The organism is Coprothermobacter proteolyticus DSM 5265 (assembly GCF_000020945.1).
Classification (GTDB): domain Bacteria; phylum Coprothermobacterota; class Coprothermobacteria; order Coprothermobacterales; family Coprothermobacteraceae; genus Coprothermobacter; species Coprothermobacter proteolyticus.
Genome location: NC_011295.1, coordinates 440,777 through 462,297, shown reverse-complemented (window position 1 = coordinate 462,297; position 21,521 = coordinate 440,777). Strand labels below are relative to the sequence as shown.

The window sequence follows — 21,521 nt, the reverse complement described above, 5'->3', positions numbered from 1 at the left end:
AAAGGGCCCCCGTAAGGGGCCCTTTTTCTTAATGGCTTATGCTACTACGCAAAAACGCTGGGAAAAATCTACTCAGGTCCAGAATCCTTTTCTTGTATTGACTGAGCCTCTTCTTCATTACTTGGTAAGAAATCCGGTAGATGGAAAAAGCTAATTGCTAGCATGACCCTGCCAACAAGATCCACTACCAGTCCCACAAGGACAATGCTGAGAATCCTTCCCCAGAAAATCCAATTAGCCGATCGTTCAAAGTATGAAACACCAGTTATTTTGCCCACATTCTTGTAAATGTTTCTATAAAGTATGCCCGTAATTATGTTAATAACGTACGCAATAATGGCCGCCCCTAATGCTGCCATGACAACAGTTCTTCCGGCCCCTCCCGGTCCAAAGGGATTGGGAAACAGGCGGTCGCACATGGGGCCCATACAGTCAGCGCCAGGCCTTTCAACATAAGCCTTATAAGCTCCCAGCGTTAGTGCTACTGCAAACGCAGCAACGTAAAGCCACACTATGTCCAGGATCATGGCGATAATAAATGAGTTTCCAGAACCTTTATACTCCGTGTCCCTAACGATGTCCAGAACCGACAGCAGAAGCAGTACCACACCACCAATTAAGAGAATGGCGTTCGGAATGACCAAACTGATCACGTACAGAATAGAACCAATTTCACCCAATGTTCTTGCTTTGGAAATGCTTTTACCCAACCCCATCACCCCCTATAATGGCTGGGGGAGGTGGACTCGAACCACCACTACAGGATCCAAAGTCCTGCGTCCTGCCCATTAGACGATCCCCCAACACGTGTAACCAAACAACAGAATTATTTTATCATGACAGAGGCTTTTCTTCAAACCACGTTACAGGATAGTGTTCCCAATAACCATTGTAAATCAGGTAGATTAACAAATGACAATGTCAGAACCATGCGATCAGGAAAACCAACCACGGCATCAATGCAGATGATACTTAGCATGCAATCACCAAATAATCGCGCTTGAAGCACAAAAAAGGTTGTCAGCTAAAACCAATCAGGTCAACAAATAGCAGTATTATTGGTTATAAGGAGTTCACACCATACCAAATTTGTTTAAGGTCTTCCAGAAGGGCTTCATTGCGCGCTGCAATGAGAATACTATTTGGACCTTCCTGCCAGTAGCTGCCACCAGATACTTCCACCAACAACCTTCCAGCTGCCACGTCCCACAGTTCAAAACGTGGTAGAAGAAATGCGTCCAACGCACCTGAAGCGACGTAGGTCAAACCCAGTGCAGCCGAGCCCAGCATCCTTAAACGCATTGCTTTTTTTTGGACCGCTGACAAAAACTTACCATAACCAGCAGCAAAGGGATCGTCTTTTCGGGGCGTCCCCAAACCCACAAATGCTTCCTCCAAAGTACTAACCTTTCTACTGTTACTTACCACGGCATTATCCAAAAAAAGATGTTTACCATCAGACCAATAGATACGCTTGCTAACTGCTTCCCCCACTGCCCCTAAAACGGCCTTGTCCCCTTCCATGAGTGCCAAAGAGACAGCAACCATGGGCAGACGGACAGTAAAATTCACGGTACCATCTATGGGGTCCAACACCCACAAACGTTCCCCGCGACTCTTCACACCGTATTCTTCACCCATGAAACCGTAACTGCTGTATCCTTGCAGAAAACTCTGTAGTTTCTTCTCAATCTGTTTATCCAGAAACGTTACGCGATCATCCACACCTTTAGGTTCCCATGAGACTGCACTGCACCAGTACTCCCCTATTTCGTCAAGCGCCAGATTAACAGCTCTAAGCATGACAGTTTCCACTGATTGCTCAGTCATTATTACCACCGCCGTTATTCCCAAGGATGGCATCGACAACCCTTTGTGGGCTGTAGAAATCAATGTCATCAAGCTGCTGACCGAAACAAACCAGTTTAACAGGGATTTTTAGCTCATCCCAAATCGAAAAGATCATTCCACCCTTTGCCGTACTATCCATTTTCGTTAGTACTAAACCCGTTATGGGCGTACCCTGGACAAACGACATGGCCTGACGGTAACCCTGAATCCCTTGCGTACCATCCAATACAAGTAGCACTTCCTGAGGGAATTCCTCAGAAAACTTCTTGCCAACTTTGATAAGTTTGCTCAACTCATCAATTAAGGCCCTGGAAGTGTGAATTCGCCCAGCTGTGTCAACCAAAAAAACAGACGCCTGCGGGTTCTCTAAAAGGGCCTTGTAAAGAATGGAACCGCTGTCCGAACCACGTTCCCCACCCACATATGTAACAGGCATGCGATTCACTAACGTGCTCAATTGATCTTGTGCAGCAGCTCTGAAGGTGTCTGCACCCACAACGACAACGTTCTTTCCTTGTTTTGCGTACATGTGTGCTAACTTTGCTACTGTGGTAGTTTTTCCTACACCGTTCACACCTATGATAAAGAATACTGAAGGCACGCTGGTATCTCTGAGAGGCTCAAAAGGTGGAGCTTCACTCAAGAGAACTTCTCTTATGACATCTACGTTGTTGCCTTTCTCCTTAATCTGTTCCAAAAGTGCTTGAGCCTTCTTCAGACTAAAATCAGCCATGATTAGTTTTGAAAGCAGCTCTTCCTCCTGCTCGGGAGTAAGAGCTTTTCCCTGCATCTTCAGTACAGTTTGATGAAAAAACGCTTTAAAACCATCTAAAAGGCCCATTTTACATCACACCCCTAACCAATTCTCCAAAGTTACCGCAGTAAGGACCTGCCACCAATTCCTCTGACAGGAATTCGGAGCTATGAAGGCCTATCTGCAAAACCGCTATGCCAGCAGCCATGAAACTCTCATATGCTCTGCGAGACCAGTAAAGTGCTTCTTCCATGGACAAGGGCTGGTAAGTACCGCTCTCGTACATTTTCTGCAGCTCAGTCCCGCGAAGAACCAATGTTGGGAAATACCTTACCCCCCATGGTTTAAGGGAAACCGTCTTGGAAATGGTCTCCTCTCTGTGGCGGTCAGTTTCACCCGGTAGCCCGACCATGAGTTGAAAGACTTCCCGAAAACGTCCTTTTAACAGCTCATGCGCCCGTTTTACATCTTCCTCCGTATGACCCCGCTTAGACAAACGTAGAACCTCATCTGAAAAGCTCTCTACTCCAATCTCTACCGTGCTTACGCCGTAATCAACGAGTATCTGGATTATGCTTTCGTTTATTTCGTCTGGTCGAGTAGAAATTCTTATGCCCTTTATCTTTCCGATCTTTAGAAAAGTCTGAAAGGGCTGAAGTATGTCCTTCAAAAGGTTTTCCGAGCTAGTTGGCGTACCGCCATAGAAAGCTATTTCGTCATAAACCAGATTACTTTTTTGGATGTAATGAAAGGCTTCTTCAATGCTTTCCTTCCATGGCTTAATGCGCTCAGCCGCCCTCTGGTTACAAAACACACATCGTTGTCTGCATCCAGCGTGAGAAAGGAAAACAGGATAAATCCTCATTTAGTATAAAGATTTGATTCTATTATATCCACTACATCCTTAACCGTTTTTATCTGTTGCAACTGCTCATCACTGAATTCAAATCCAAAAACCTGCTCCACACTAAGAGCAAGGTCTACTAAATCCAAACTATCCAAGTTAAGGTCATTCACCAGATCTGACTCCATGGTGATCTCTTCCTCTTCAACAGTAACAGTATCTTTTAGGATGTTCTTTAGCTCCTGGAAGATCTTTTCTCTCTCCACCTTACTAGTTCCTCCTTCACTGCGCCAATGGTATTTCGTTCCATAAGTAATTTACCAGTACGCAGAGCATTATATACCGCCTCAGGGTCACTTTTACCATGTCCCTTTAACACATTACCTTTCAAACCCAAAATAGGACTGACACCATAGGTTCGATAATCAAATTTCTTAAACGTTTGGTATAAACTCCCTTTTACTAAGCCCAAACCGATTTTCTCTTTGAGGCCCTTCTGACTAATGTCCTTCAGTGTGTGTTTCACCACTTCCAGTACACCCTCAGCAGTTTTAAGAAAGACATTGCCGAGAAGTCCCCACGTTACTACCACATTCACAGCTGGTAAAAGGAGCTGATCTGGTTCCACAAAACCAACAAATTCAGGCACATCAGTCATAAGTTTAGCTGCTTCCTGAATCAATTTCGAACCCTTATGTCTTTCCTTTCCAACGTTAAGAAGGGCAACAGATTCAGCATCATGTCCTTCCAAAGATTTATAGTAGGCACAACCATAGGCAGCAAAATCTAAAAGATCAGCAGGGTCCACATCAGCATTTGCTCCCGCATCTACGAATACCCATGTGGAACCCTGCACAGAAGGCATGGCGACACAAATGGCTGGCCTAATATGAGCCTCCAGTCTTTTGACATAAGCAACGCCACCAATGACCAAAGCTCCGGTATTGCCGAAGCTTATAAGGCCTTCTACCTCGCCGCTAGCAACCATTTCTAAGCCCTTGCACATACTACTGTTTCGTTTTCTTAGCACCACCGTAGGTTCGTCCTCTTGCTTCACTACTTCGTCACAATAAACTACTCTGACGCTACTGGAATCCCTTACTACCTCACCTTTCGAAACCAAAACGAGAAGCTCATCCTCATCACGATGGTCATGGGCGTAACGGTACACACCTTCCAGCAAAACGCCCGGAGGTTGATCTGCGCCCATGAGATCCAGGGCGATTTTCATTTTTAACTAGCCTTTCTCTTCCTTCTCAATCTTGATTTTTTCTTCCCCACCATACCATCCACAGTTAGGACAAACCGTGTGAGATGGTATGAGCTCATGACAATGCGGACACTCGATTAAGTTCGGTACAGTGGCTTTGAAATGAGCTCTTCTCTGATCTCTTTTCATCCGTGTTGGTTTCTTCTTTGGTGCACCCATGTATTATTTCCCTCCTTCATCCAATATGAACTCAACAAACTGCAGCTCACCAAGAAGCTCTACAGGCCCAGGACATTCATCCCTGCAGATAACTTTTGTCGGTAAACTGCTAAGGATGTATTCGCTCAACAATTCTATCACATTCACTTGGCCGTTTGGTGTGTAAAAAGTTGAAATGTCCTCTTCTGAAAGTCTTTTTTCTTCTCCAGTGGGCACTGGTTCACGACCAATAATGAAAACTTCCTCACTACCAAGCTCTATGTGCTGCCAGAACATTTCACCGCAACGGTCACAAGGCACTCTTACATCCACAGATCCGTCTACTCTAAGGTCGAATTTTGCAAACTCCCACTGTTCCACCTCCAAGGTTCCTTGTAGGTTTCTAACCTCGTAAGGGAGTTGCAGGCTATCCTGTAGTAAAGACAGATCCAGCTTTTTATAGCCCTTTTCGCGCCTTACGGCATTTAGATCAATCGTTCTTATTTCGTCTATGTCAATCCCCTCACAATCTCGTAAGTATCACGGGCGATCATGAGCTCTTCGTTGGTCTTGATGGACATGACCACCACTTTAGAATCTGCAGCGCTTATTATAGCATCTCCACGAGAATTGTTTTTCTCCTTGTCCAACTTTATGCCAAGAAACTCCAAGCCTTCGCAAACCATCTCACGGACAATAGGTGAGTTTTCGCCCACACCTGCTGTGAAAATGAGCACGTCCACCCCACCCATGACAGCAGCGTAACCACCTATGTACTTCTTCAAACGGTAGCAGTAAACCTCCATGGCCTTCTTGGCTTCTTCATCACCCGCTGCCATCCAATCTTCAATATCCCGCATATCAAAGCTTCTACCCCGGACTAACCCAAAAACGCCACTCTTCTTATTCAAGAGGTTATCCACTTCATCAAAGGACATGCCCAGTTCACGCATCATCCAAATGGGAATGGCAGGGTCTAGATCCCCTGAACGGGTTCCCATAACCAACCCTTCCAATGGAGTGAAACCCATGGAAGTATCAATGGATTTACCACCCTGAATAGCGCAAACAGAAGCACCATTACCTAAGTGGGCACTAATAATACGTAGCTCAGATAGAGTTTTACCAAGCCTTCTTGCAGCTTCCATGGCAACGTAGCGGTGACTTGTTCCATGGAAACCATAGCGTCTTACTTTGTATTTCTCATAAAGTTCAATGGGAAGCGCGTAAAGATAGGCCCTTTCAGGCATAGTAGCATGAAATGCGGTATCAAAAACACCAACCATGGGAACTTCTGGCAGAACCGCTTTAGTAGCGTATATACCTGTGAGGTTCGGTGGATTATGCAGTGGAGCCAGGTTCTTATTTCTCTCCAAAGCTTCAATGACTTCCTCGGTAATTAGCACAGAACCTGTAAATTCTTCTCCTCCATGAACAACCCTATGACCCACAGCACCAATCTCCTGTAACGTAGTGATAACGCCGTACTCATGTGAGGTGAGCGTGTTCAAAACCCACTGCAGAGCATCTTTGTGATTAATAGGTTCCTCTTTGTCAAACTTTATTTTGTCCGTACCCTTGGAGTAGCTGAGGAAGGGTTTATCCAAACCAATTCGTTCAACGATGCCTTTAGCCATTACTGATTCATCTTCCATGTCAAAAAGCTGAAACTTCAGAGAACTGCTTCCTGCGTTAAGCACCAGAATTTTCATTGTTTCACCTCCAATTTCTCTTTTAACGCCCTTTCCACAGTTGGCGTCACAAATTCAGAAACATCCAAGCCAAAACTGACCATTTCTTTTACTAAACTCGAAGACACAAACTGATAACGTAAACTAGTAGGCATCAAAACAGTCTCCACCTGGCTGTTCAGGTATTTATTGGCTAGGAATAGCTGTATCTCGTACTCATAGTCGCTAACAGCTCTTAAACCTCTTATTATGAGCCTTATACCATGCTCTTCCAAATAATGAACCGTGACCCCTTCATAGCTGTCTACGATAATGTTGCTGGGAGCATTACTTTCCTCTATGGCTGATTTAGCCAACCTAACGCGTTCTTCCAAGGAAAACAGTGACTTCTTCTGCAAATTACTTAGTACAAGCAGTGTCACTTGGTCGAATACCTGTGCAGCTCTAACAAGTATATCCAAATGCCCTTTCGTTATGGGGTCAAAAGTACCAGGATAAACTACCTTCGTCATTTTGCGTTCAACTCCTCACTTAAGCTCCCGTAGTAGATACACATTATGGTGTCCTTTTAGTGACTACTGTCACACCACATATAAGATTATCACAACACTTAGTACGCTCCACACTGAAATGAGTTTGTGTGTTAAACGATCTTTCTAATTATGAGGTAACATAGAATAAATGAAGAATTTCAGTGTCAAAAAGATTCTAGCTTGTACGCTTTTGGTTGTTGCATTATTCGGGCTATGTTTTTTTGCTGTGCGCAGAGAGAACAAACCCACGCTTGCGTTTACAGATTTCAGGCAAGTCGCTTCCTTAACAGATAAGGTATCCACGGTATGGTGGTCAGATAATTTACTACTACAGCTTTCTAAAAGTGGTGAGCTGTTTTCCACAGATCTGCGTGCAAAAACTTCCACATTGCTAATTGAGAATGCATCCTTGTTCACGGCAAACGCGTACGAGGGTAATGCAAAAGCAGCTATTGCTACGAACGTAGGACGTATCTATTTGCTGGAGCAGACTCAAGGAGAATCTTTGTTTGATCCCATACTCAACTACGAAGGCATGTCAGTGGTGTACAGCCTGGACTTAAGTGCTGATAACCAGGTTTTGCTTTTTAGCTTATCCCCCTTGCCTTCTGTGAGAGAGATGGGTACTGTTCAGGGAACATACCTTTTGTCCATACCCAGTGGCCGCCTTGAGAGAGTATTTCCAAATACCGGTAGAGCTTGTTTGAATGCAAACGGTTCCAAGATTTACTTTTCCCCATTTTCCTATGCTCAGAAGGAAAATGGACTGCAAGCTTACGACATTATCACACATGAGACAAAAGATATCTCCAAGGCAACCATTACTAACCTTTCCTGCTCTAAAAAAGAATCTTTAGTAGCTTTTACCAGCGAGCTAGGTGCATTGACCCGGGTATATGTCTATGATGAAGAAACACAATCCATGACTATTGCTTATGAACTCCCCCAGTACATTGGTTCTGTGCAAGATATCTGGTGGTCTCCCACAGATGGAAAGGCCTTGTACGTAACTGTGCAGACCAATGAAAGCACAAAGGTGAATAGAATAACCATGGGCCGCTCACAGGAGCACTTAGCTTGGATACAAGCACTGGGACTAGCATTTCAATTTGACGACGAAGGCTTTGTAACGCCACTCATTAATAAGAATATGGGTTCTCCATGCACCGAACAGGACTCCTCCCAAAGGACAATAAGCGACTTACAGTTTCAAGTAACACCTATGTCATCAAAACTGTGGTCAGTTAACATGCAGTTTGCCGAACGATATCCAGAGCAGCCATCACAATGCAATTGGTCATTGCAGTTTTTCCTAGATATGACCGACAATTCTATTGAATACAGAAACGTAAAACACGAACAACCAGAATATTACGTGATCACTGATCGCAACCTCGTCAAAGAAGATGCCCAAGGCACACTTACTACCTTGGCGAGCTTGGATCGCCTTCTCTCATTGCAAACTCTAACCTCAAGCTCAGCGATTGCTCTTCAAAACAAGATACCCAATGCCATTCTGATGCAACCGGACAAGCAAAAACTTTTGGTTGCCTATGCTGGTGAGGATAGCGATCTACTCATGTTCGATATGTCAGCTACACATAAAGGGGTAGAAAACTCCTTTAAGCTACCTGGTGAAGTAGTCTCTGTAAGTTATGCAGCCGGGAAATACGTGGTTTATTACATCGACAACTTAGAACACACGGGAAACGTGCTCATTCTGGGAGACAATGATTTGACGAGTGAAGTAAACAATCTCTTGCGCAAAACAATCGCTTCTGGAAGTAGTGTGGAAGTTCCTTTTTGCGCAAATGAAACCTTGTACGTGCCGCTGGTGAACACCTTTAGCAATGTGGAACTCATAACCTACTTAGAAGTTGATCTCTCTTCAGGATTAATTACTTACAACTTCCCCTAACAAAAAACCTAGAGACAAAAATGAAAAGGAGCCACCGAATTGGTGACTCCTGCAAAGCTCAGTTATATGGCTCTTTTATTTGTCCTTGAATATTTCTCCGCGTTTCTCTTTAAGGGCAGCCTGAGCTGCAGCTAATCTTGCCAGTGGTACACGATATGGTGAAGCAGATACATAATCCAAGCCCACTTGGTGGCAGAACTCAATGGACTTTGGATCGCCACCGTGCTCTCCACATATGCCTACTTCTAACTCAGGTCGAGTAGCTCTTCCCTCGGTAACACCTAGTTCAACTAATCTACCCACACCGTTTCTGTCAAGACTGATGAATGGATCCTCAGGAAGTATGCCCTTTTGCACATAAGCGCCCAAGAATTTACCTTCGGCATCATCACGTGAATAACCAAAAGTTAGCTGCGTAAGGTCGTTAGTACCAAAAGAGAAGAATTCTGCATACTTTGCCAAATCACCTGCCACCAGTGCCGCTCTAGGCACCTCTACCATGGTTCCAACCTTGTAGTCCAGTTCAATGCCGTTGTTTCCAAGAACTTCGTTAACTACTTTGTGAGTCATCTCCGCTAAGAATTTCATCTCTTCTTCAGTTCCCACCAATGGGTGCATGATCTGGAAACGAGGATTGTAACCCTGCTTCTTTAGCTCAACGGCGGCTTCTGCTACTGCCCTTATCTGCATTTCATAAATCTCCGGGTAGATAATACCCAGTCGGCAGCCTCTAAAGCCCATCATGGGGTTGTGTTCCTGGAACTGCACAGTCCTTCGGTAAAGTCTTTCTAACCTTTCGATTTCTTCAGCAGGAGCACCATTTCTCTTTGCTTGCTCAAGCTCTTTGGCAGCTTCATGCGGTTCAGGTAAAAATTCGTGTAGCGGTGGGTCCAAAAGCCTAATGGTCACTGGAAGGCCATCCATGGCTTTGAGTATGCCGATGAAGTCACTCCTCTGAAGCTCTAGAAGTTTCTGCAGTGGCACCATTCTCTCTTCTGTGGTCTCTGCCAGAATCATGTCCTGAACTATTTGCGTACGCTCATGACCCAGGAACATGTGCTCAGTCCTTGTCAGCCCTATGCCTTCTGCACCAAACTTGCGTGCTAAAGCCGCATCTTCAGGGGTATCTGCATTAGCTTTTACACCCAGTCTTCTAAACTCGTCGGCCCAGCTTAGTAGCTCTTCAAAATGAGCACTTACTTCGGGTTCTACCAAAGGTAATGCTCCCAAGAATACTTCACCGGTACCACCATCAATGGTTACAACGTCGCCCCTCTTTATGGTCACACCACCTGGAGCTGTAACTACGCCGTTATCCAGATCCAATTTCAGCGATTCTGTACCAGTTACAGCTGGTTTGCCCATGCCTCTGGCTATTACAGCCGCGTGGCTGGTCATTCCACCGCGAGTAGTCAGGATTCCTTGCGCTGCCACCATTCCATGTAAATCGTCAGGTGTGGTCTCTGGCCTGCACAAAATAACGCTCTTACCTGCACTGGCCTCAGCCACTGCTTCTTCAGCACTAAACACCAACGTCCCCACAGCTGCACCCGGTGATGCTGCTAAGCCTACTGCTATGGGATTTCCTTTTGCTGAGGGGTCAATACGCTTATGTAGCAAATGGTTTACGTCCTCGGGACTAACTCTGAGAACAGCCGTTTCCTTGTCTATTAACCCTTCATGCACCATGTCGACTGCAATAGTTACGGCAGCCTGCGCAGTACGTTTACCACTACGGGTTTGAAGCATGTAAAGTTTACCCTTCTCAACAGTGAATTCCATATCCTGCATGTCCTTAAAATGCTTTTCCAGTAGAGCGGCAACATGCGTTAGCTCAGCATAAGTATTTGGCCATTCCTGTGCCATCTCTTTTATGGGTTTTGGCGTACGTATACCAGCAACCACGTCTTCACCTTGAGCGTTCGTCAAGTACTCACCGTAAAGTTCCTTTTCGCCAGTGGCGGGGTTCCTGGTAAAGGCAACACCAGTACCACTATCATCGCCCATATTACCAAATACCATTTGAACAATGTTTACTGCGGTTCCCCAGTCGTCAGGGATGTTGTTAAGTTGCCTATAAAGTATGGCGCGAGGATTGTTCCATGACCTGAACACTGCCTCAATGGCCATGAAAAGCTGTTCCCACACATCCATGGGGAAAGGATTTCCTGTAATTTTCTGAACCAATTCCTTGCTCTTCAGAGCAACCTCTTTTAGACCTTCGGCAGAAACTTCAGCATCGTATTTTACGTGCTCTTTTTCCTTTACTTCATCGAGTACCTTTTCAAATTCATCCTTTGAAATGCCAAGCACTACATCAGAGAACATGGTTATAAAACGCCTGTAGCTATCCCAGGCAAAACGCTCGTTATTTGTCAAACGAGCCAAACCCAACACGGTCTCATCGTTTAGACCCAGGTTCAGAATGGTATCCATCATTCCGGGCATGGATACCCGAGCACCAGAGCGTACACTAATCAGTAGTGGGTTGCTTGGATCACCGAACTTTTTACCTGCCTTATCCTCAAGTTTGTGCATGCTCTGTATGACTTCCTCTTTTAGGCCATCAGGGAGCCTACCGCCCAAACGATAGTACTCTCTACACACCTCCGTGGTAACGGTGAAACCATAAGGCACGGGTAAGCCAATCCGTGTCATTTCTGCCAGTCCTGCACCCTTGCCTCCCAGAAGCTCTCTGCCAACTGGTTCGGGGTCATCAAAAAAGTAAATTCTCTTTGCCATTGTTCACCCTCCTATTACTACAAAACTAAGTCGCCGAAATATGCAAATCTGCTGAACAGATTATCAACAGCCATGAGTAATGCAACCCTGTTCTGACGCACCTTAACGTCTTCTGCCATTACCAGTTCCTTGTCAAAATACTCGTGTACGTCATCACTTAGAGCAGTTAAGTATTCCAGCACCTTCATTAAACCATCTTTTGTTACCACGTTTAAAGAGTCTATTCTTATGCCATTGTTAAGAAAACTCTCGTGCAATCTTAAATCGTTCTCAGACCCGATAGCCGGATCAAAACTTGCATGAGCCTCCTGATTCCTGATTATGTTGCGAATTCGCCTGTGAGCTAGGGCAATGTTCTGCACCATGGTACCAGTCCAGAATTGTCCAAGCACTTCTACCATGATTGGGAACATACCTATGGGCTTATCCAGAGCCCTGTCCATAATAGCGTTCTTAACCCTAATTTCCTTGCACTCAATCCAACTATCTAAGCGATCCAAGAAGAATTCTTCCACGGCAGCAACCAGGTTTTCTTTCCCCAAAATGCTTGCCGCACCCAAAACTAAATCCTTCACTGATCGCTCAGGGAAAAACTTGCAGATGAGATCCAAAACATCAAATGCCAAGCCTTTTAGCCCCATGGGATCTGAGGAACCTGAAGGCACAAAGCCCATGTCGAAACCCGCAAAAATAGTATCCAGTGCATCCAGCACCTTTATGATTGCGCTATTTTCAACCCTTGGTTCTGTAACAACTTCCTCAATGAGGTTGGCTAAAGGTTCTTCCACTCCACTACGCTTAGCGTAAAACGTTCCCATGTATCCATGCAACTCAGGTAGCTCCTGAACCATGAGCGTAGTTAGATCTGCATTGTAAAGTTCAGCCAAGCTCTGAAGTAGCAGATCATTCTCTTTATTGAACAGTGCCAGCAAACGCTTGACTCTGTTAACTTTGTCCAGAAGCGTTCCGTAGTTACCTAAAAAACTAATTCTCTCAAGCCCCTGAACTCTATCTGCAAACGGCGTTTTCAAGTCCTCTTCCACAAAGAAGAGCGCATCGTAAAACCTAGCACGAATCACTCTTTCGTTTCCCACAATAACCTGTTGAATGTTTTCACTGGGGCCATTTCTAAAGCCGATAAAATAAGGCAAAAGCTGACCCTGTTCATTTTCAACCGCCACATAGCGCTGGTGATGGATCATAACAGTTTCCAGTACCTTTTTAGGAAGCTGCAAGAACCTATCTTCAAAATGCCCAACAAACCCCGTTGGGTATTCGTTAATAAAGGTGAGTTCTTCTAATAATTCCTCAGGTAAGTGCGGCTTGCCATTTAGCTCTGCAGCAAGCTTTTCAGCTTGGTTACGTATCAAATCTCTTCTTTTGTTTTCATCTGCGATGATCAAACCTTTTTCCTTTTCCAGCTGCTCATAATGACCAGGGATGTCTATTTCCACATCACTACCGAAAACCCTAAGTCCACGCGATACCCGGTTCGATTTCACCCCGAAAAGTTCTATGTGGAGCACTTGATCATCGACTAGAGCCACAATCCAGCGAACAGGTCGACCAAACACATAACCTTGGCCCCAACGCATGCTCTTGGGAAACCAAAGGTCCGTGAATAGATCTTCAAGTAATGCTGGGAGGACCTCACAAGCATCTTTACCACCTTCTGTTTTGAAAGCATAGACATAACTCTTACCGTTTTCTTCAATTATTCTTATATTGTCTGAGCTAACCCCGTTGGATTGCATGAACTTTTCCAAAGCAGGCTTAATGCTGCCATCTGGCATGTAACAAGCACTTTTAGGTGGGCCTTTTATCATTTTTTCCACCACAGCTTGTTTTTCTGGCAAACCGCCCAACAATAAAGCAAAACGTCTGGGTGTAAGAAATGTTTTAACCGTCTCAAAAGAGAGCCCATAATCCTTAAAAGTGGGCTCCAAGCGCTCCATAACCTGCTGTTTCAAAGCTTTCAGATGAGAAGGCGGCATTTCCTCAAAACCCAACTCAAAAAGTAGATCCATTAGTTCCACCTCCCCATCAAAGGAAATTCTTTCTCCTCTCGCTCTTTGAGCCACTGTTTAGCAATTCTGCTACTTAGTTTCCTGATTCTAAGCACATAAGAACTGCGCTCCGCGGCAGAGAATCCCCCACGAGCATCTAATAAATTGAACGTGTGGGAACACTTCAAAACGTAATCATAGGCTGGTAACGTGAGTCCTTTATCTATGAGACGCATTGCTTCATCCTCATAAGAGTCAAACCATGATCTAAGCTTGTTTACATCAGACTCTTCAAAAGCATAGACGCAATGCTGATATTCTTCTGTTTTACGCATTTCGCCGTAGGTAATGTCTTCCGACCATTTCAGGTCGAAAACATTCTCCACCCGCTGCAAGTACATGGCAATGCGTTCCAGGCCGTAAGTGAGTTCAGCTGGTACCACACTTAGATCGTATCCACCTGCCTGCTGGAAGTAGGTAAACTGTGTAATCTCCATGCCATCTAACCAAACTTCCCATCCGATTCCCCAAGCACCCAGCGTTGGCGATTCCCAGTTGTCTTCCACAAAACGTACGTCATGTTCACTTAGTGAAATGCCAATGGCTTCTAAGGACTGCAAATACAAATCCTGCACATTAAAAGGAGCCGGTTTTAAGATAACCTGCATCTGATGGTGCATGTACAACCTATTCGGGTTTTCCCCATAACGGCCATCTGCGGGGCGTCTGGATGGTTCCACATAGACTACCCGCCAGGGCTCTGGCCCTAGTACTCTAAAGAAAGTATTGGGGTTCATGGTACCAGCGCCCACCTCTACGTCATAAGGCTGGGCTAAAATACAGCCCTGCTTTATCCAAAAATCAGTAAGATTCGTTATAAGTTCTTGAAAGGTCACTTTAACCCCTCCCTGGAAACGAATTTAGTACTAAGCTGTGATTCCAACACATCTAACCAATAAGCTCTCATGTTTTCAGTAAGCTCACCAACCTTGCGGTATGTCTTTAAAAGAGATTCGTAGTCCACGTCAGTAAGTTCCACATCTCCAGATCCGCACCTGGGGCAAACATAACCGCCCAAGTACACACTAGCGCTTATAGGAAATTGTTCTCTCTTTTCACCGCAAACCACGCAGCTGTTCAAGCTGGGCTGCAAGCTCTCTTTTACCATGAAAGAAACTAAGAATTGATCAAAATCCCTTGCAGTTTGCTCAGAGGTTAGGAATTTCTCCAGGAGCTGAAAAGAAGAACGGTCTACAGATGGAGTTTTTGAAAACATCTCTAAAGCCAAAATCATAAAAGGGCTGTACTTTTCGTAGGGTACATATTTTTCTGTGATCACGCCTGTCAATACGTGATGGTTCTTCACTTGCAAAATGCGACCCAAGAGTATGCTCCCTTCCAAAAAAGAACTTTTCCACCTGTTAGGAATTTTTCTACCTGACCTAACCGTAAGAAGCTCCTTTCCGATATGCTCTCCCAGTACAGACAAGAGCAAATCAGTTTCTCTGTAGGGAATCCGCTCCAATATGGCAAATTGCTCCTCAATTTCCCTCAATACGCAGTTCCTCCATGATTTTAACGCTGGCGCTGGCTCCAATACGGTTAGCTCCAGCATCCACCATGGCTTTCAGGGTTGCAGCATCCCTTATTCCACCAGAAGCTTTCACACCAATATTGGGACCTACTACTGACCTAATGAGTTGAACATCCTCAACTGTGGCACCGCCTGTACCAAAACCCGTTGATGTTTTGACGTAGTGAGCCCCTGCCGCAGCAGCAATACTGGAAGCAATCTTCTTCTCGTCGTCAGTCAAGTAACAAGTTTCGATGATGACTTTCACCACTTTTCCTCCAGCAGCCTTCACCACCTCAGCTATGTCTTCATGCACCAGCCTGTAAAGCTTACTTTTCAGCCAACCCACATTGATGACCATGTCGAATTCATCGGCACCCTCTTTTAAGGCCTGCTCCACCTCAAAAGCCTTTACAGCAGTGGCAGAAGCTCCTAAGGGAAAGCCTATGGTGGTTGCCACTTTCACGTCTGATCCTTCCAAAAAGCTCTTAGCCAAAGGTACGAAAGCCGAATTCACACACACAGAGAAGAAATTGTACTGCAAAGCTTCCTTGCAGAGTTTCTCTATTTGCTCCACCGTAGCATCTGCTTTTAGCAGCGTGTGATCAATTAACCTGTTGTACTCCATCACGCATCCTCCTTCCTTCCTGAAGAGACACATTGTGCACGTACCTGAGTGGCTCAGGTTCCCTATGGCCCTTAAAAAGGGGTAGAACCAGGCTCACAGCTTCACTCAGGTTGGACACACCTGCTCCCACGGAAATAAAAACTGGCTTGAAACGTGGTTTCTCTTTATAGGCAACGGCTAACGGTTCCCTTGTTTCAGGATGAACTACCAGAGAACTACCATCAGCGGTTTCCAATAAATCACCAAAAAGCAAGCGCTTTGCTACCCCAATTGAGGGCTTTCTCAAAGAAAGCCCTGCCTGAGTGGCAATGCCCATACCTCTAGGATGACTCTTACCGTGGCCGTCAATGAGCAACAGATCAGGTTCCTCATGCAACTTCTTGTAAAGCGCCAAAATGTAAGGCATCTCCCTAAAAGCCAAATAGGTGGGTACATACGGAACATACGGTTCTTTTACCACGATTTCACATTCCATGAGTTGCACACTCTGGTAGTTAAAAAGCGCCACCACGCCCACACCGAGCCCTGCTTGGAAAGAAACGTCGAAAGCAGCCACAGTGTGGACACACTGGTTTAGCGAGAAATCTTCCTTAATAGATCTCAGTGCCAACTGAGCCCTTTGAAAACGCTCTTTATTCCACATGGTAGCCGAAGTAATAAAGTGCTTCCTTATTGTTACGCCAATTCTCCTTTACCTTTACCCAGAGCCCCAAAAACACATGCTTTCCCAGCACAACCTCCAGTTCTTTTCTTGCCAGGGTACCTATTTGCTTTATCATCTGTCCGTTGGCACCAATGATGATGGGTTTCTGAGATTCCCTTTCCACATAAATGGTCGCATTTATGCGTATTATGTCTTCCTGCTCATCTAAGAAGTCCACCTGAGATTCCACAGCGTAAGGGATCTCATCTGATGTCAAGAGCATAATCTTTTCACGTATTATTTCGCCAATGAATTGTTCCAGAGGCTGATCCGTTTGCATACCCTCAGGATAGAACTGCGGCCCCTCATCTAAATGGTCCAGGACAAGATTGACTAACCTATCCAAGTTGCTTCCGTTTAGTGCGGATATAGCCACTGATCCCACAAAATCACCTAATGACTCAAACATTCTCAAGCGCTCTTCCACTTGGTCATCGCAGATTAAATCTGATTTGTTCATTACCAGCAACGCGGGAACACCTGTTTTCATCAGATTTCGCGCTACGAAAATGTCTCCAGGCCCTGGGGGCACAGATGAGCCATCTACTACAAAAAGTGCTAAATCCGAATCGCCAACATTTCTCCATACAGAATCAAGCAAATACTCTCCTAGCGCGTCATAAGGCTTCTTGGCGCCAGGGAGATCCACAAACACTATTTGTGATCCGTCTTCAGTATTCAAAATGGCCCTAATGGGACGCCGAGTAGTTTGAGCACGAGGAGTTACAATGGAAACTTTTTGCTTCACTAAGTTGTTTATTAATGTGGACTTACCCACACTGGGCCGCCCTACCAGGCTTACTATGCCCGATTTGGACAAGGTACTCACCTCCTAAGGTCTTCTAAAACGAAACGATTAGGTAACATGCTTTCCAGTGTCTCTATTTTAACCTCTTTATCCCCAACTAAGAGCCACAAAACATTCGGCGCCAAATCTGAAAATACCTGTCGACAGCCGCCACAGGGATAACCAGGCTGCTCAGTTCCAGCATACACCGCGATAGCTTCAAATTCTTTTTCGCCTTGAGCCAGAGCGCTAAACAGAGCAGTTCTTTCAGCACAAAGTCCCAAGTTCATCACCGCTGGTTCCATGTTTGCTCCCAAGTAAACCTTGCCGCTTTTTCCAAGCAAAGCAGCGCCCACCCTGAAGTTAGAAAAAGGCGCCACAGCGTTCTCCCTAGCAGACTTAGCTGCACTGATTAAATCATCATACTTCCTAATTAATTCTTCATTCGTCATATACACGTCTTACCTCCTAAAATCCCAGACAAACAGTAGTACTATGCCCAAAATAAGTAAGCCTAAGTTAACAAAAAGAGAATAAGTCCATGAAACAGAAAAACGTCTGCTAAAAGCTGAAACATAAACAGGCAGTCCAGCAGCCGCAGCAGCTCCAATACTAACCAAAACAGCACCCGCTGCTAAATCCTTGGCAAACCCGACCTGTTCACTCCAATCAGGATGTACGGCGTCAGCCAGTTTTTCCAAAGCACTGTTAATCATTTCCAAACACACCACCAATGAAGAAAACGTCACAAGAACAAGCCACTCGCGAAGTGTCAGCCCAAGCACCAGACTGTACAGAAACAAAGCAAGCACCAAGAAAAAAGCCACTCGGATGTGGTACTCGCGCAAGAAAGCGTTCTTGAGACCTTTAACGGCTATTCGGAATGAGTCTGCCAATCGAAGATTCTTCATAACCCAACTCTTTTAACAACTTATTTTGAACTTCCACCATTTCAGCAAATCCCTCTTCAGTTTCATCATCGTACCCTAACAAATGCAAAAAACTGTGAACAATAAGCATGGCAAACTCCACCTGCCAGTCCACACCACTTTCTTCGGCTTGTCTTAGTGCCACTGGTACACATATTATGATTTCTCCTAAGAAGTCACCTTCCCCAGTAAAAGACAAGACATCAGTGGGCTCTTCATTAAATCTGTACTGTGTGTTTAAGTCGATAATGGTTCTCTCATTACAAAAATACACAGAAACATCTTTATTTTCCAAGCCAAATTTTGACAAGAGAAATTTCAGAGTGTTTTTAGTGAGCTTAATAGCTCCTCTTGGAACGGGAACTTCTTTACCCACATCAATCACGTTTCAGCACCTCCTGGGTATGGAACCCGGGGATGATAAAGGCCCAAAAGCACTCTCACGAATACGTTTTCAATAATGGTCAGATCTCTGCAAGTTAGCTCTGAATTCTCCAGTTGTCCATCTTCTAATCTGGAGTCGATTATGGAAGATACTGTGGATCTTATAGTGGATTCGTTCTTCTCACTTAGGGAACGGACTGCTGCCTCACAACCATCGGCCAACATAAGTATGGACGCTTCCTTACTTTTAGGTAATGGCCCCGGGTATCTAAATTCTGATTCAGACACTTCAGCACCATTGGTCTTTGCCTTGTGATAAAAGAAACTAGCGACACTGGTGCCATGATGAGTAGCAATGAATTCTCTAACACTGTATGGCAGTTTATACTGCTCAGCTAAAGCAAGTCCCTCCTTAACATGAGACAAAAGTATGAGCATGCTCAAACTGGGACTCATCTTCTCATGCAAGTCGTTGGCTTCAGGATTATTCTCGATGAAATACTGTGGCTGTTTAGTTTTACCAATATCGTGGTACATGGCTCCCAAACGAGCCAAAATGCGGTTAGCGCCAATAGCTGATGCAGCCTCTTCACACATCTGCGCTAAAACCATGGAATGGTGATAACTACCAGGAGATTCAATGGCAAGCCTTTGCAGAAGCGGATGTCTGAGGTTGCTCAGCTTTACTATGGTGAGCGGAGTAAGGTATCCTTTTCTTTCCTCCCACCAGAATGCTCCAACAAGTAGCAAACCTACCGCTAAACAACCCATCACCGTATAAGTCAGACCATTCCACACCAAACTCAGATTTCGTACCCCACTACCAAAACACCACAGAATTTCCAAACCGATTAGTGCTAGTACAGATAATCCAGCAGCCGTGAGTACAGTTTCGTATTGGAAGAATTTGTTGCCCAAGCCATAAATCAGCAAGCCCACCAGTATCAAAGAAACCCAGTTGTAAGCAGCCATGGGCACAGCTAAAAATGAAAGGACGCTCATGGGAATTAGCATGGACCAAAGACCTTTCTCTGCCATCTTTAGTGAAAGCACCAAGAAACCAAACAGGAACAATGGCAAACCGAGTAATAAGCTGGAGAAACGATAGACATAGAAAAACATTAATGCCCCCAGCACACCATAGAAGAAGTAAAAGATAGGCGAATAAGATTTATAAACCTGGCTCCTCCAAGTTACTATGAGCCACACTGCTGGGACGAGGAAGATAAAAACCCAGTACGCAACAGGGTAGAATGCTTCTCCAGGTATCCACAACCCCATCAAACTTAGTGCTCTTACCTGCTCTTCTACCACTTCGTCTCCATCACGCGCCACCAATGTACCAGCTGGAATAACCACGCTTTCGGCTGTTGTAATGGCAGTGATTACATCTAAAGGCCGTTCCACCCATGTGGGCTTGACTACAATACCTGATACCAACGTTGCCAGCTTCTTGGAAGTTTCAGCACTCAAATTCAGCGTATTCTGAACCCAACCTGCACTAATGGGTATCTCTGTCTCGTAAATTCCTTTTTCCTTTACGTACTGACTTAGTAAAGCCAAAGCCTGTCTCAGCTCAGGATCAGCATTCTGTTCACCTAATCTGGATAACGTGTTTACGTACGACTTAACCGTCATTTCATCGCTAACCAAAAGTGTCCCTTGAATTTGATCTCCAAATCTTATGCTCAAATTTCTGTCCGTCACCACAGAACGAGTGAATCTACCGTCTTTAATGGGTGCACGTAAGGGCAAAAGCCCCACAAATAATATGGCGGCACCCAAGATGAACAGTATTAAAACCAAATTACTCTTGATTTTGTTCTTCATAGTCCTTATAAGCCTTCACAATTTTCTGCACCAGACGATGCCTCACAATGTCACTTTCTTTGAGGTAAACAATGGCAATCTCCTCAAAACCTTTTAGGATCTCCAGAGCCCTTATCAATCCAGATTCTTTGGGCTTTGGCAAATCTATTTGCGTTATGTCCCCAGTAACTACCATCTTTGAACCCAAGCCCATGCGTGTTAACAGCATTTTCATCTGTTCGTTACCCGTGTTCTGGGCCTCATCCAAGATGATGAAAGCATTGTCAAAAGTACGCCCACGCATGTAAGCTAAGGGAGCTACCTCAATAATGCCTCTTTCTATGTAACGCTGAGTTTTCTCTGGCCCCAACAGATCAAATAAAGCATCGTACAATGGTCGGAAAAATGGATCAACCTTTTGATAGATGTCTCCGGGCAGGAAGCCAATTTTCTCACCAGCCTCCAATATGGGACGCGAGATCACTAATCGTTGGACACTCTTCTCCTTTAGAAGTGCTACACCGTATGCTACTGCCAAGAATGTCTTACCCGTTCCAGCGGGACCCACCGCGAACACTAAATCCTTCTGTCTCATTGCCTGGATGAAAATTTCCTGACCCCTGGTTTTAGGTCTTACTGGTTTGCCCTGAGCATTTAGGGTTATAACATCTCCTAAAACCAACCGGCCAAATTCTTTGTAGGAGCTCAAGAACCTTTGAAGATCTTCCGTTTTTATTGTTTCTCCTCGTCTAAGTGTGTTTGACAAACTGCGCAAAAAAGCGAGGAAGTCGTTTATACGTGATTCATCTTCAGCCGTTACAGCAATTCCTTCTGGGCTGGAAACCACATTTACTTTGAAAAATCGCTCCATCAGCTTAAGCTGTTCTTCAGATCCGGTCAAAAACGGGCTGAATTCTGTCCACTCTTCTTCTTTTAGCTCGTAGGTCTTCATGCTCATCTT

23 protein-coding genes and 1 tRNA gene are annotated in these 21,521 nt (G+C 44.9%); 1 reads left to right on the top strand and 23 read right to left on the bottom strand.

Annotated elements, in window-relative coordinates; all coding sequences use genetic code 11:
- Positions 1-68 precede the first annotated feature (68 nt).
- The 11 genes from COPRO5265_RS07355 to coaD all read right to left on the bottom strand — a co-directional run bounded on the left by COPRO5265_RS07355 (position 69) and on the right by coaD (position 7,060).
- Positions 69-710, bottom strand: a complete 642-nt coding sequence (locus COPRO5265_RS07355) for a DUF996 domain-containing protein (RefSeq protein WP_158300392.1) — start codon at positions 708-710, stop codon at positions 69-71.
- A gap of 18 nt (positions 711-728) precedes the next feature.
- Positions 729-803: transfer RNA gene (locus tag COPRO5265_RS02340), tRNA-Gln, on the bottom strand.
- A 259-nt stretch (positions 804-1,062) separates the two neighbouring features.
- Complete coding sequence (locus COPRO5265_RS02335; RefSeq protein ID WP_143708089.1) at positions 1,063-1,830, bottom strand: inositol monophosphatase family protein; 768 nt, start codon at positions 1,828-1,830, stop codon at positions 1,063-1,065.
- Positions 1,823-2,692 (bottom strand): nucleotide-binding protein, encoded by an 870-nt coding sequence (locus tag COPRO5265_RS02330; protein ID WP_012544557.1) that lies wholly within the window; start codon positions 2,690-2,692, stop codon positions 1,823-1,825. Before COPRO5265_RS02330 ends, COPRO5265_RS02335 begins: the two co-directional genes overlap by 8 nt.
- A 1-nt stretch (position 2,693) precedes the next feature.
- Complete coding sequence (locus tag COPRO5265_RS02325) at positions 2,694-3,470, bottom strand: radical SAM protein (protein ID WP_012544110.1); 777 nt, start codon at positions 3,468-3,470, stop codon at positions 2,694-2,696.
- A complete protein-coding gene (locus tag COPRO5265_RS02320) occupies positions 3,467-3,715 on the bottom strand; it encodes an acyl carrier protein (protein WP_012544871.1) in 249 nt (82 codons plus the stop codon). Before COPRO5265_RS02320 ends, COPRO5265_RS02325 begins: the two co-directional genes overlap by 4 nt.
- The gene (gene plsX, locus COPRO5265_RS02315; RefSeq protein WP_012543972.1) at positions 3,685-4,680 is read right to left on the bottom strand and encodes a phosphate acyltransferase PlsX; all 996 of its coding nucleotides are present in this window, start codon (positions 4,678-4,680) and stop codon (positions 3,685-3,687) included. Before plsX ends, COPRO5265_RS02320 begins: the two co-directional genes overlap by 31 nt.
- A 6-nt stretch (positions 4,681-4,686) precedes the next feature.
- The gene (gene rpmF, locus COPRO5265_RS02310) at positions 4,687-4,878 is read right to left on the bottom strand and encodes a 50S ribosomal protein L32 (RefSeq protein WP_012544815.1); all 192 of its coding nucleotides are present in this window, start codon (positions 4,876-4,878) and stop codon (positions 4,687-4,689) included.
- A gap of 3 nt (positions 4,879-4,881) precedes the next feature.
- Positions 4,882-5,238, bottom strand: coding sequence for a YceD family protein (locus tag COPRO5265_RS02305; RefSeq protein ID WP_012544120.1), 357 nt, complete (start codon positions 5,236-5,238; stop codon positions 4,882-4,884).
- 128 nt (positions 5,239-5,366) lie between these two features.
- Complete coding sequence (locus COPRO5265_RS02300; protein WP_012544269.1) at positions 5,367-6,569, bottom strand: acetate/propionate family kinase; 1,203 nt, start codon at positions 6,567-6,569, stop codon at positions 5,367-5,369.
- Positions 6,566-7,060 carry a pantetheine-phosphate adenylyltransferase gene (coaD, locus tag COPRO5265_RS02295; RefSeq protein WP_012543545.1) on the bottom strand — a complete coding sequence of 165 codons (495 nt, stop codon included), beginning with the start codon at positions 7,058-7,060 and terminating at the stop codon, positions 6,566-6,568. The genes COPRO5265_RS02300 and coaD overlap by 4 nt, the downstream gene beginning before the upstream one ends.
- Positions 7,061-7,229: 169 nt before the next feature.
- On the opposite strand from coaD, the gene COPRO5265_RS02290 reads away from it, so the two are divergent.
- The gene (locus tag COPRO5265_RS02290) at positions 7,230-8,999 is read left to right on the top strand and encodes a hypothetical protein (protein WP_012543526.1); all 1,770 of its coding nucleotides are present in this window, start codon (positions 7,230-7,232) and stop codon (positions 8,997-8,999) included.
- 75 nt (positions 9,000-9,074) lie between these two features.
- Here COPRO5265_RS02290 and ppdK read toward each other — a convergent pair whose 3' ends face one another.
- Genes ppdK through COPRO5265_RS02230 form a run of 12 tightly spaced genes read right to left on the bottom strand, consistent with a single transcriptional unit; the run spans position 9,075 to position 21,518 of the window.
- Positions 9,075-11,741, bottom strand: coding sequence for a pyruvate, phosphate dikinase (gene ppdK / locus COPRO5265_RS02285; RefSeq protein WP_012544535.1), 2,667 nt, complete (start codon positions 11,739-11,741; stop codon positions 9,075-9,077).
- Positions 11,742-11,758: 17 nt separating this feature from the next.
- Entirely contained in the window at positions 11,759-13,768 is a 2,010-nt protein-coding gene (glyS, locus tag COPRO5265_RS02280) for a glycine--tRNA ligase subunit beta (protein WP_012544620.1), read from the bottom strand.
- The gene (locus tag COPRO5265_RS02275) at positions 13,768-14,643 is read right to left on the bottom strand and encodes a glycine--tRNA ligase subunit alpha (RefSeq protein ID WP_012544427.1); all 876 of its coding nucleotides are present in this window, start codon (positions 14,641-14,643) and stop codon (positions 13,768-13,770) included. Before COPRO5265_RS02275 ends, glyS begins: the two co-directional genes overlap by 1 nt.
- Positions 14,640-15,302 (bottom strand): recombination protein O N-terminal domain-containing protein, encoded by a 663-nt coding sequence (locus COPRO5265_RS02270; RefSeq protein ID WP_049750674.1) that lies wholly within the window; start codon positions 15,300-15,302, stop codon positions 14,640-14,642. Before COPRO5265_RS02270 ends, COPRO5265_RS02275 begins: the two co-directional genes overlap by 4 nt.
- Positions 15,289-15,948, bottom strand: a complete 660-nt coding sequence (gene deoC, locus COPRO5265_RS02265; protein ID WP_012543857.1) for a deoxyribose-phosphate aldolase — start codon at positions 15,946-15,948, stop codon at positions 15,289-15,291. Before deoC ends, COPRO5265_RS02270 begins: the two co-directional genes overlap by 14 nt.
- Positions 15,926-16,591, bottom strand: a complete 666-nt coding sequence (locus COPRO5265_RS02260; protein WP_012544173.1) for an endonuclease V — start codon at positions 16,589-16,591, stop codon at positions 15,926-15,928. The genes deoC and COPRO5265_RS02260 overlap by 23 nt, the downstream gene beginning before the upstream one ends.
- Positions 16,581-17,480, bottom strand: a complete 900-nt coding sequence (gene era / locus COPRO5265_RS02255; RefSeq protein ID WP_012544078.1) for a GTPase Era — start codon at positions 17,478-17,480, stop codon at positions 16,581-16,583. Before era ends, COPRO5265_RS02260 begins: the two co-directional genes overlap by 11 nt.
- On the bottom strand, positions 17,477-17,890 hold the full coding sequence (locus COPRO5265_RS02250) for a cytidine deaminase (protein WP_012543861.1): 414 nt from the start codon (positions 17,888-17,890) through the stop codon (positions 17,477-17,479). The genes era and COPRO5265_RS02250 overlap by 4 nt, the downstream gene beginning before the upstream one ends.
- A gap of 9 nt (positions 17,891-17,899) precedes the next feature.
- A complete protein-coding gene (locus tag COPRO5265_RS02245) occupies positions 17,900-18,349 on the bottom strand; it encodes a diacylglycerol kinase (RefSeq protein WP_012543767.1) in 450 nt (149 codons plus the stop codon).
- Complete coding sequence (gene ybeY, locus COPRO5265_RS07350; protein WP_012544113.1) at positions 18,306-18,752, bottom strand: rRNA maturation RNase YbeY; 447 nt, start codon at positions 18,750-18,752, stop codon at positions 18,306-18,308. Before ybeY ends, COPRO5265_RS02245 begins: the two co-directional genes overlap by 44 nt.
- The gene (locus COPRO5265_RS02235) at positions 18,749-20,581 is read right to left on the bottom strand and encodes an HDIG domain-containing metalloprotein (protein WP_041735597.1); all 1,833 of its coding nucleotides are present in this window, start codon (positions 20,579-20,581) and stop codon (positions 18,749-18,751) included. Before COPRO5265_RS02235 ends, ybeY begins: the two co-directional genes overlap by 4 nt.
- Positions 20,559-21,518 carry a PhoH family protein gene (locus COPRO5265_RS02230; protein WP_107689236.1) on the bottom strand — a complete coding sequence of 320 codons (960 nt, stop codon included), beginning with the start codon at positions 21,516-21,518 and terminating at the stop codon, positions 20,559-20,561. Before COPRO5265_RS02230 ends, COPRO5265_RS02235 begins: the two co-directional genes overlap by 23 nt.
- Positions 21,519-21,521: the final 3 nt, after the last annotated feature.

Coding starts and splice junctions, on each gene's coding strand:
- plsX (WP_012543972.1), bottom strand. CDS start 4,680: ATGAAAATCGCCCTGGATCTCATGGGCGCAGATCAACCTCCGGGCGTT.
- COPRO5265_RS02230 (WP_107689236.1), bottom strand. CDS start 21,518: ATGAGCATGAAGACCTACGAGCTAAAAGAAGAAGAGTGGACAGAATTC.
- ppdK (WP_012544535.1), bottom strand. CDS start 11,741: ATGGCAAAGAGAATTTACTTTTTTGATGACCCCGAACCAGTTGGCAGA.
- COPRO5265_RS02260 (WP_012544173.1), bottom strand. CDS start 16,591: ATGTGGAATAAAGAGCGTTTTCAAAGGGCTCAGTTGGCACTGAGATCT.
- deoC (WP_012543857.1), bottom strand. CDS start 15,948: ATGGAGTACAACAGGTTAATTGATCACACGCTGCTAAAAGCAGATGCT.
- coaD (WP_012543545.1), bottom strand. CDS start 7,060: ATGACGAAGGTAGTTTATCCTGGTACTTTTGACCCCATAACGAAAGGG.
- COPRO5265_RS02330 (WP_012544557.1), bottom strand. CDS start 2,692: ATGGGCCTTTTAGATGGTTTTAAAGCGTTTTTTCATCAAACTGTACTG.
- COPRO5265_RS02325 (WP_012544110.1), bottom strand. CDS start 3,470: ATGAGGATTTATCCTGTTTTCCTTTCTCACGCTGGATGCAGACAACGA.
- COPRO5265_RS02290 (WP_012543526.1), top strand. CDS start 7,230: ATGAAGAATTTCAGTGTCAAAAAGATTCTAGCTTGTACGCTTTTGGTT.
- COPRO5265_RS02250 (WP_012543861.1), bottom strand. CDS start 17,890: ATGACGAATGAAGAATTAATTAGGAAGTATGATGATTTAATCAGTGCA.
- COPRO5265_RS02335 (WP_143708089.1), bottom strand. CDS start 1,830: ATGACTGAGCAATCAGTGGAAACTGTCATGCTTAGAGCTGTTAATCTG.
- COPRO5265_RS02235 (WP_041735597.1), bottom strand. CDS start 20,581: ATGAAGAACAAAATCAAGAGTAATTTGGTTTTAATACTGTTCATCTTG.
- COPRO5265_RS02245 (WP_012543767.1), bottom strand. CDS start 18,349: ATGAAGAATCTTCGATTGGCAGACTCATTCCGAATAGCCGTTAAAGGT.
- rpmF (WP_012544815.1), bottom strand. CDS start 4,878: ATGGGTGCACCAAAGAAGAAACCAACACGGATGAAAAGAGATCAGAGA.
- COPRO5265_RS02300 (WP_012544269.1), bottom strand. CDS start 6,569: ATGAAAATTCTGGTGCTTAACGCAGGAAGCAGTTCTCTGAAGTTTCAG.
- glyS (WP_012544620.1), bottom strand. CDS start 13,768: ATGGATCTACTTTTTGAGTTGGGTTTTGAGGAAATGCCGCCTTCTCAT.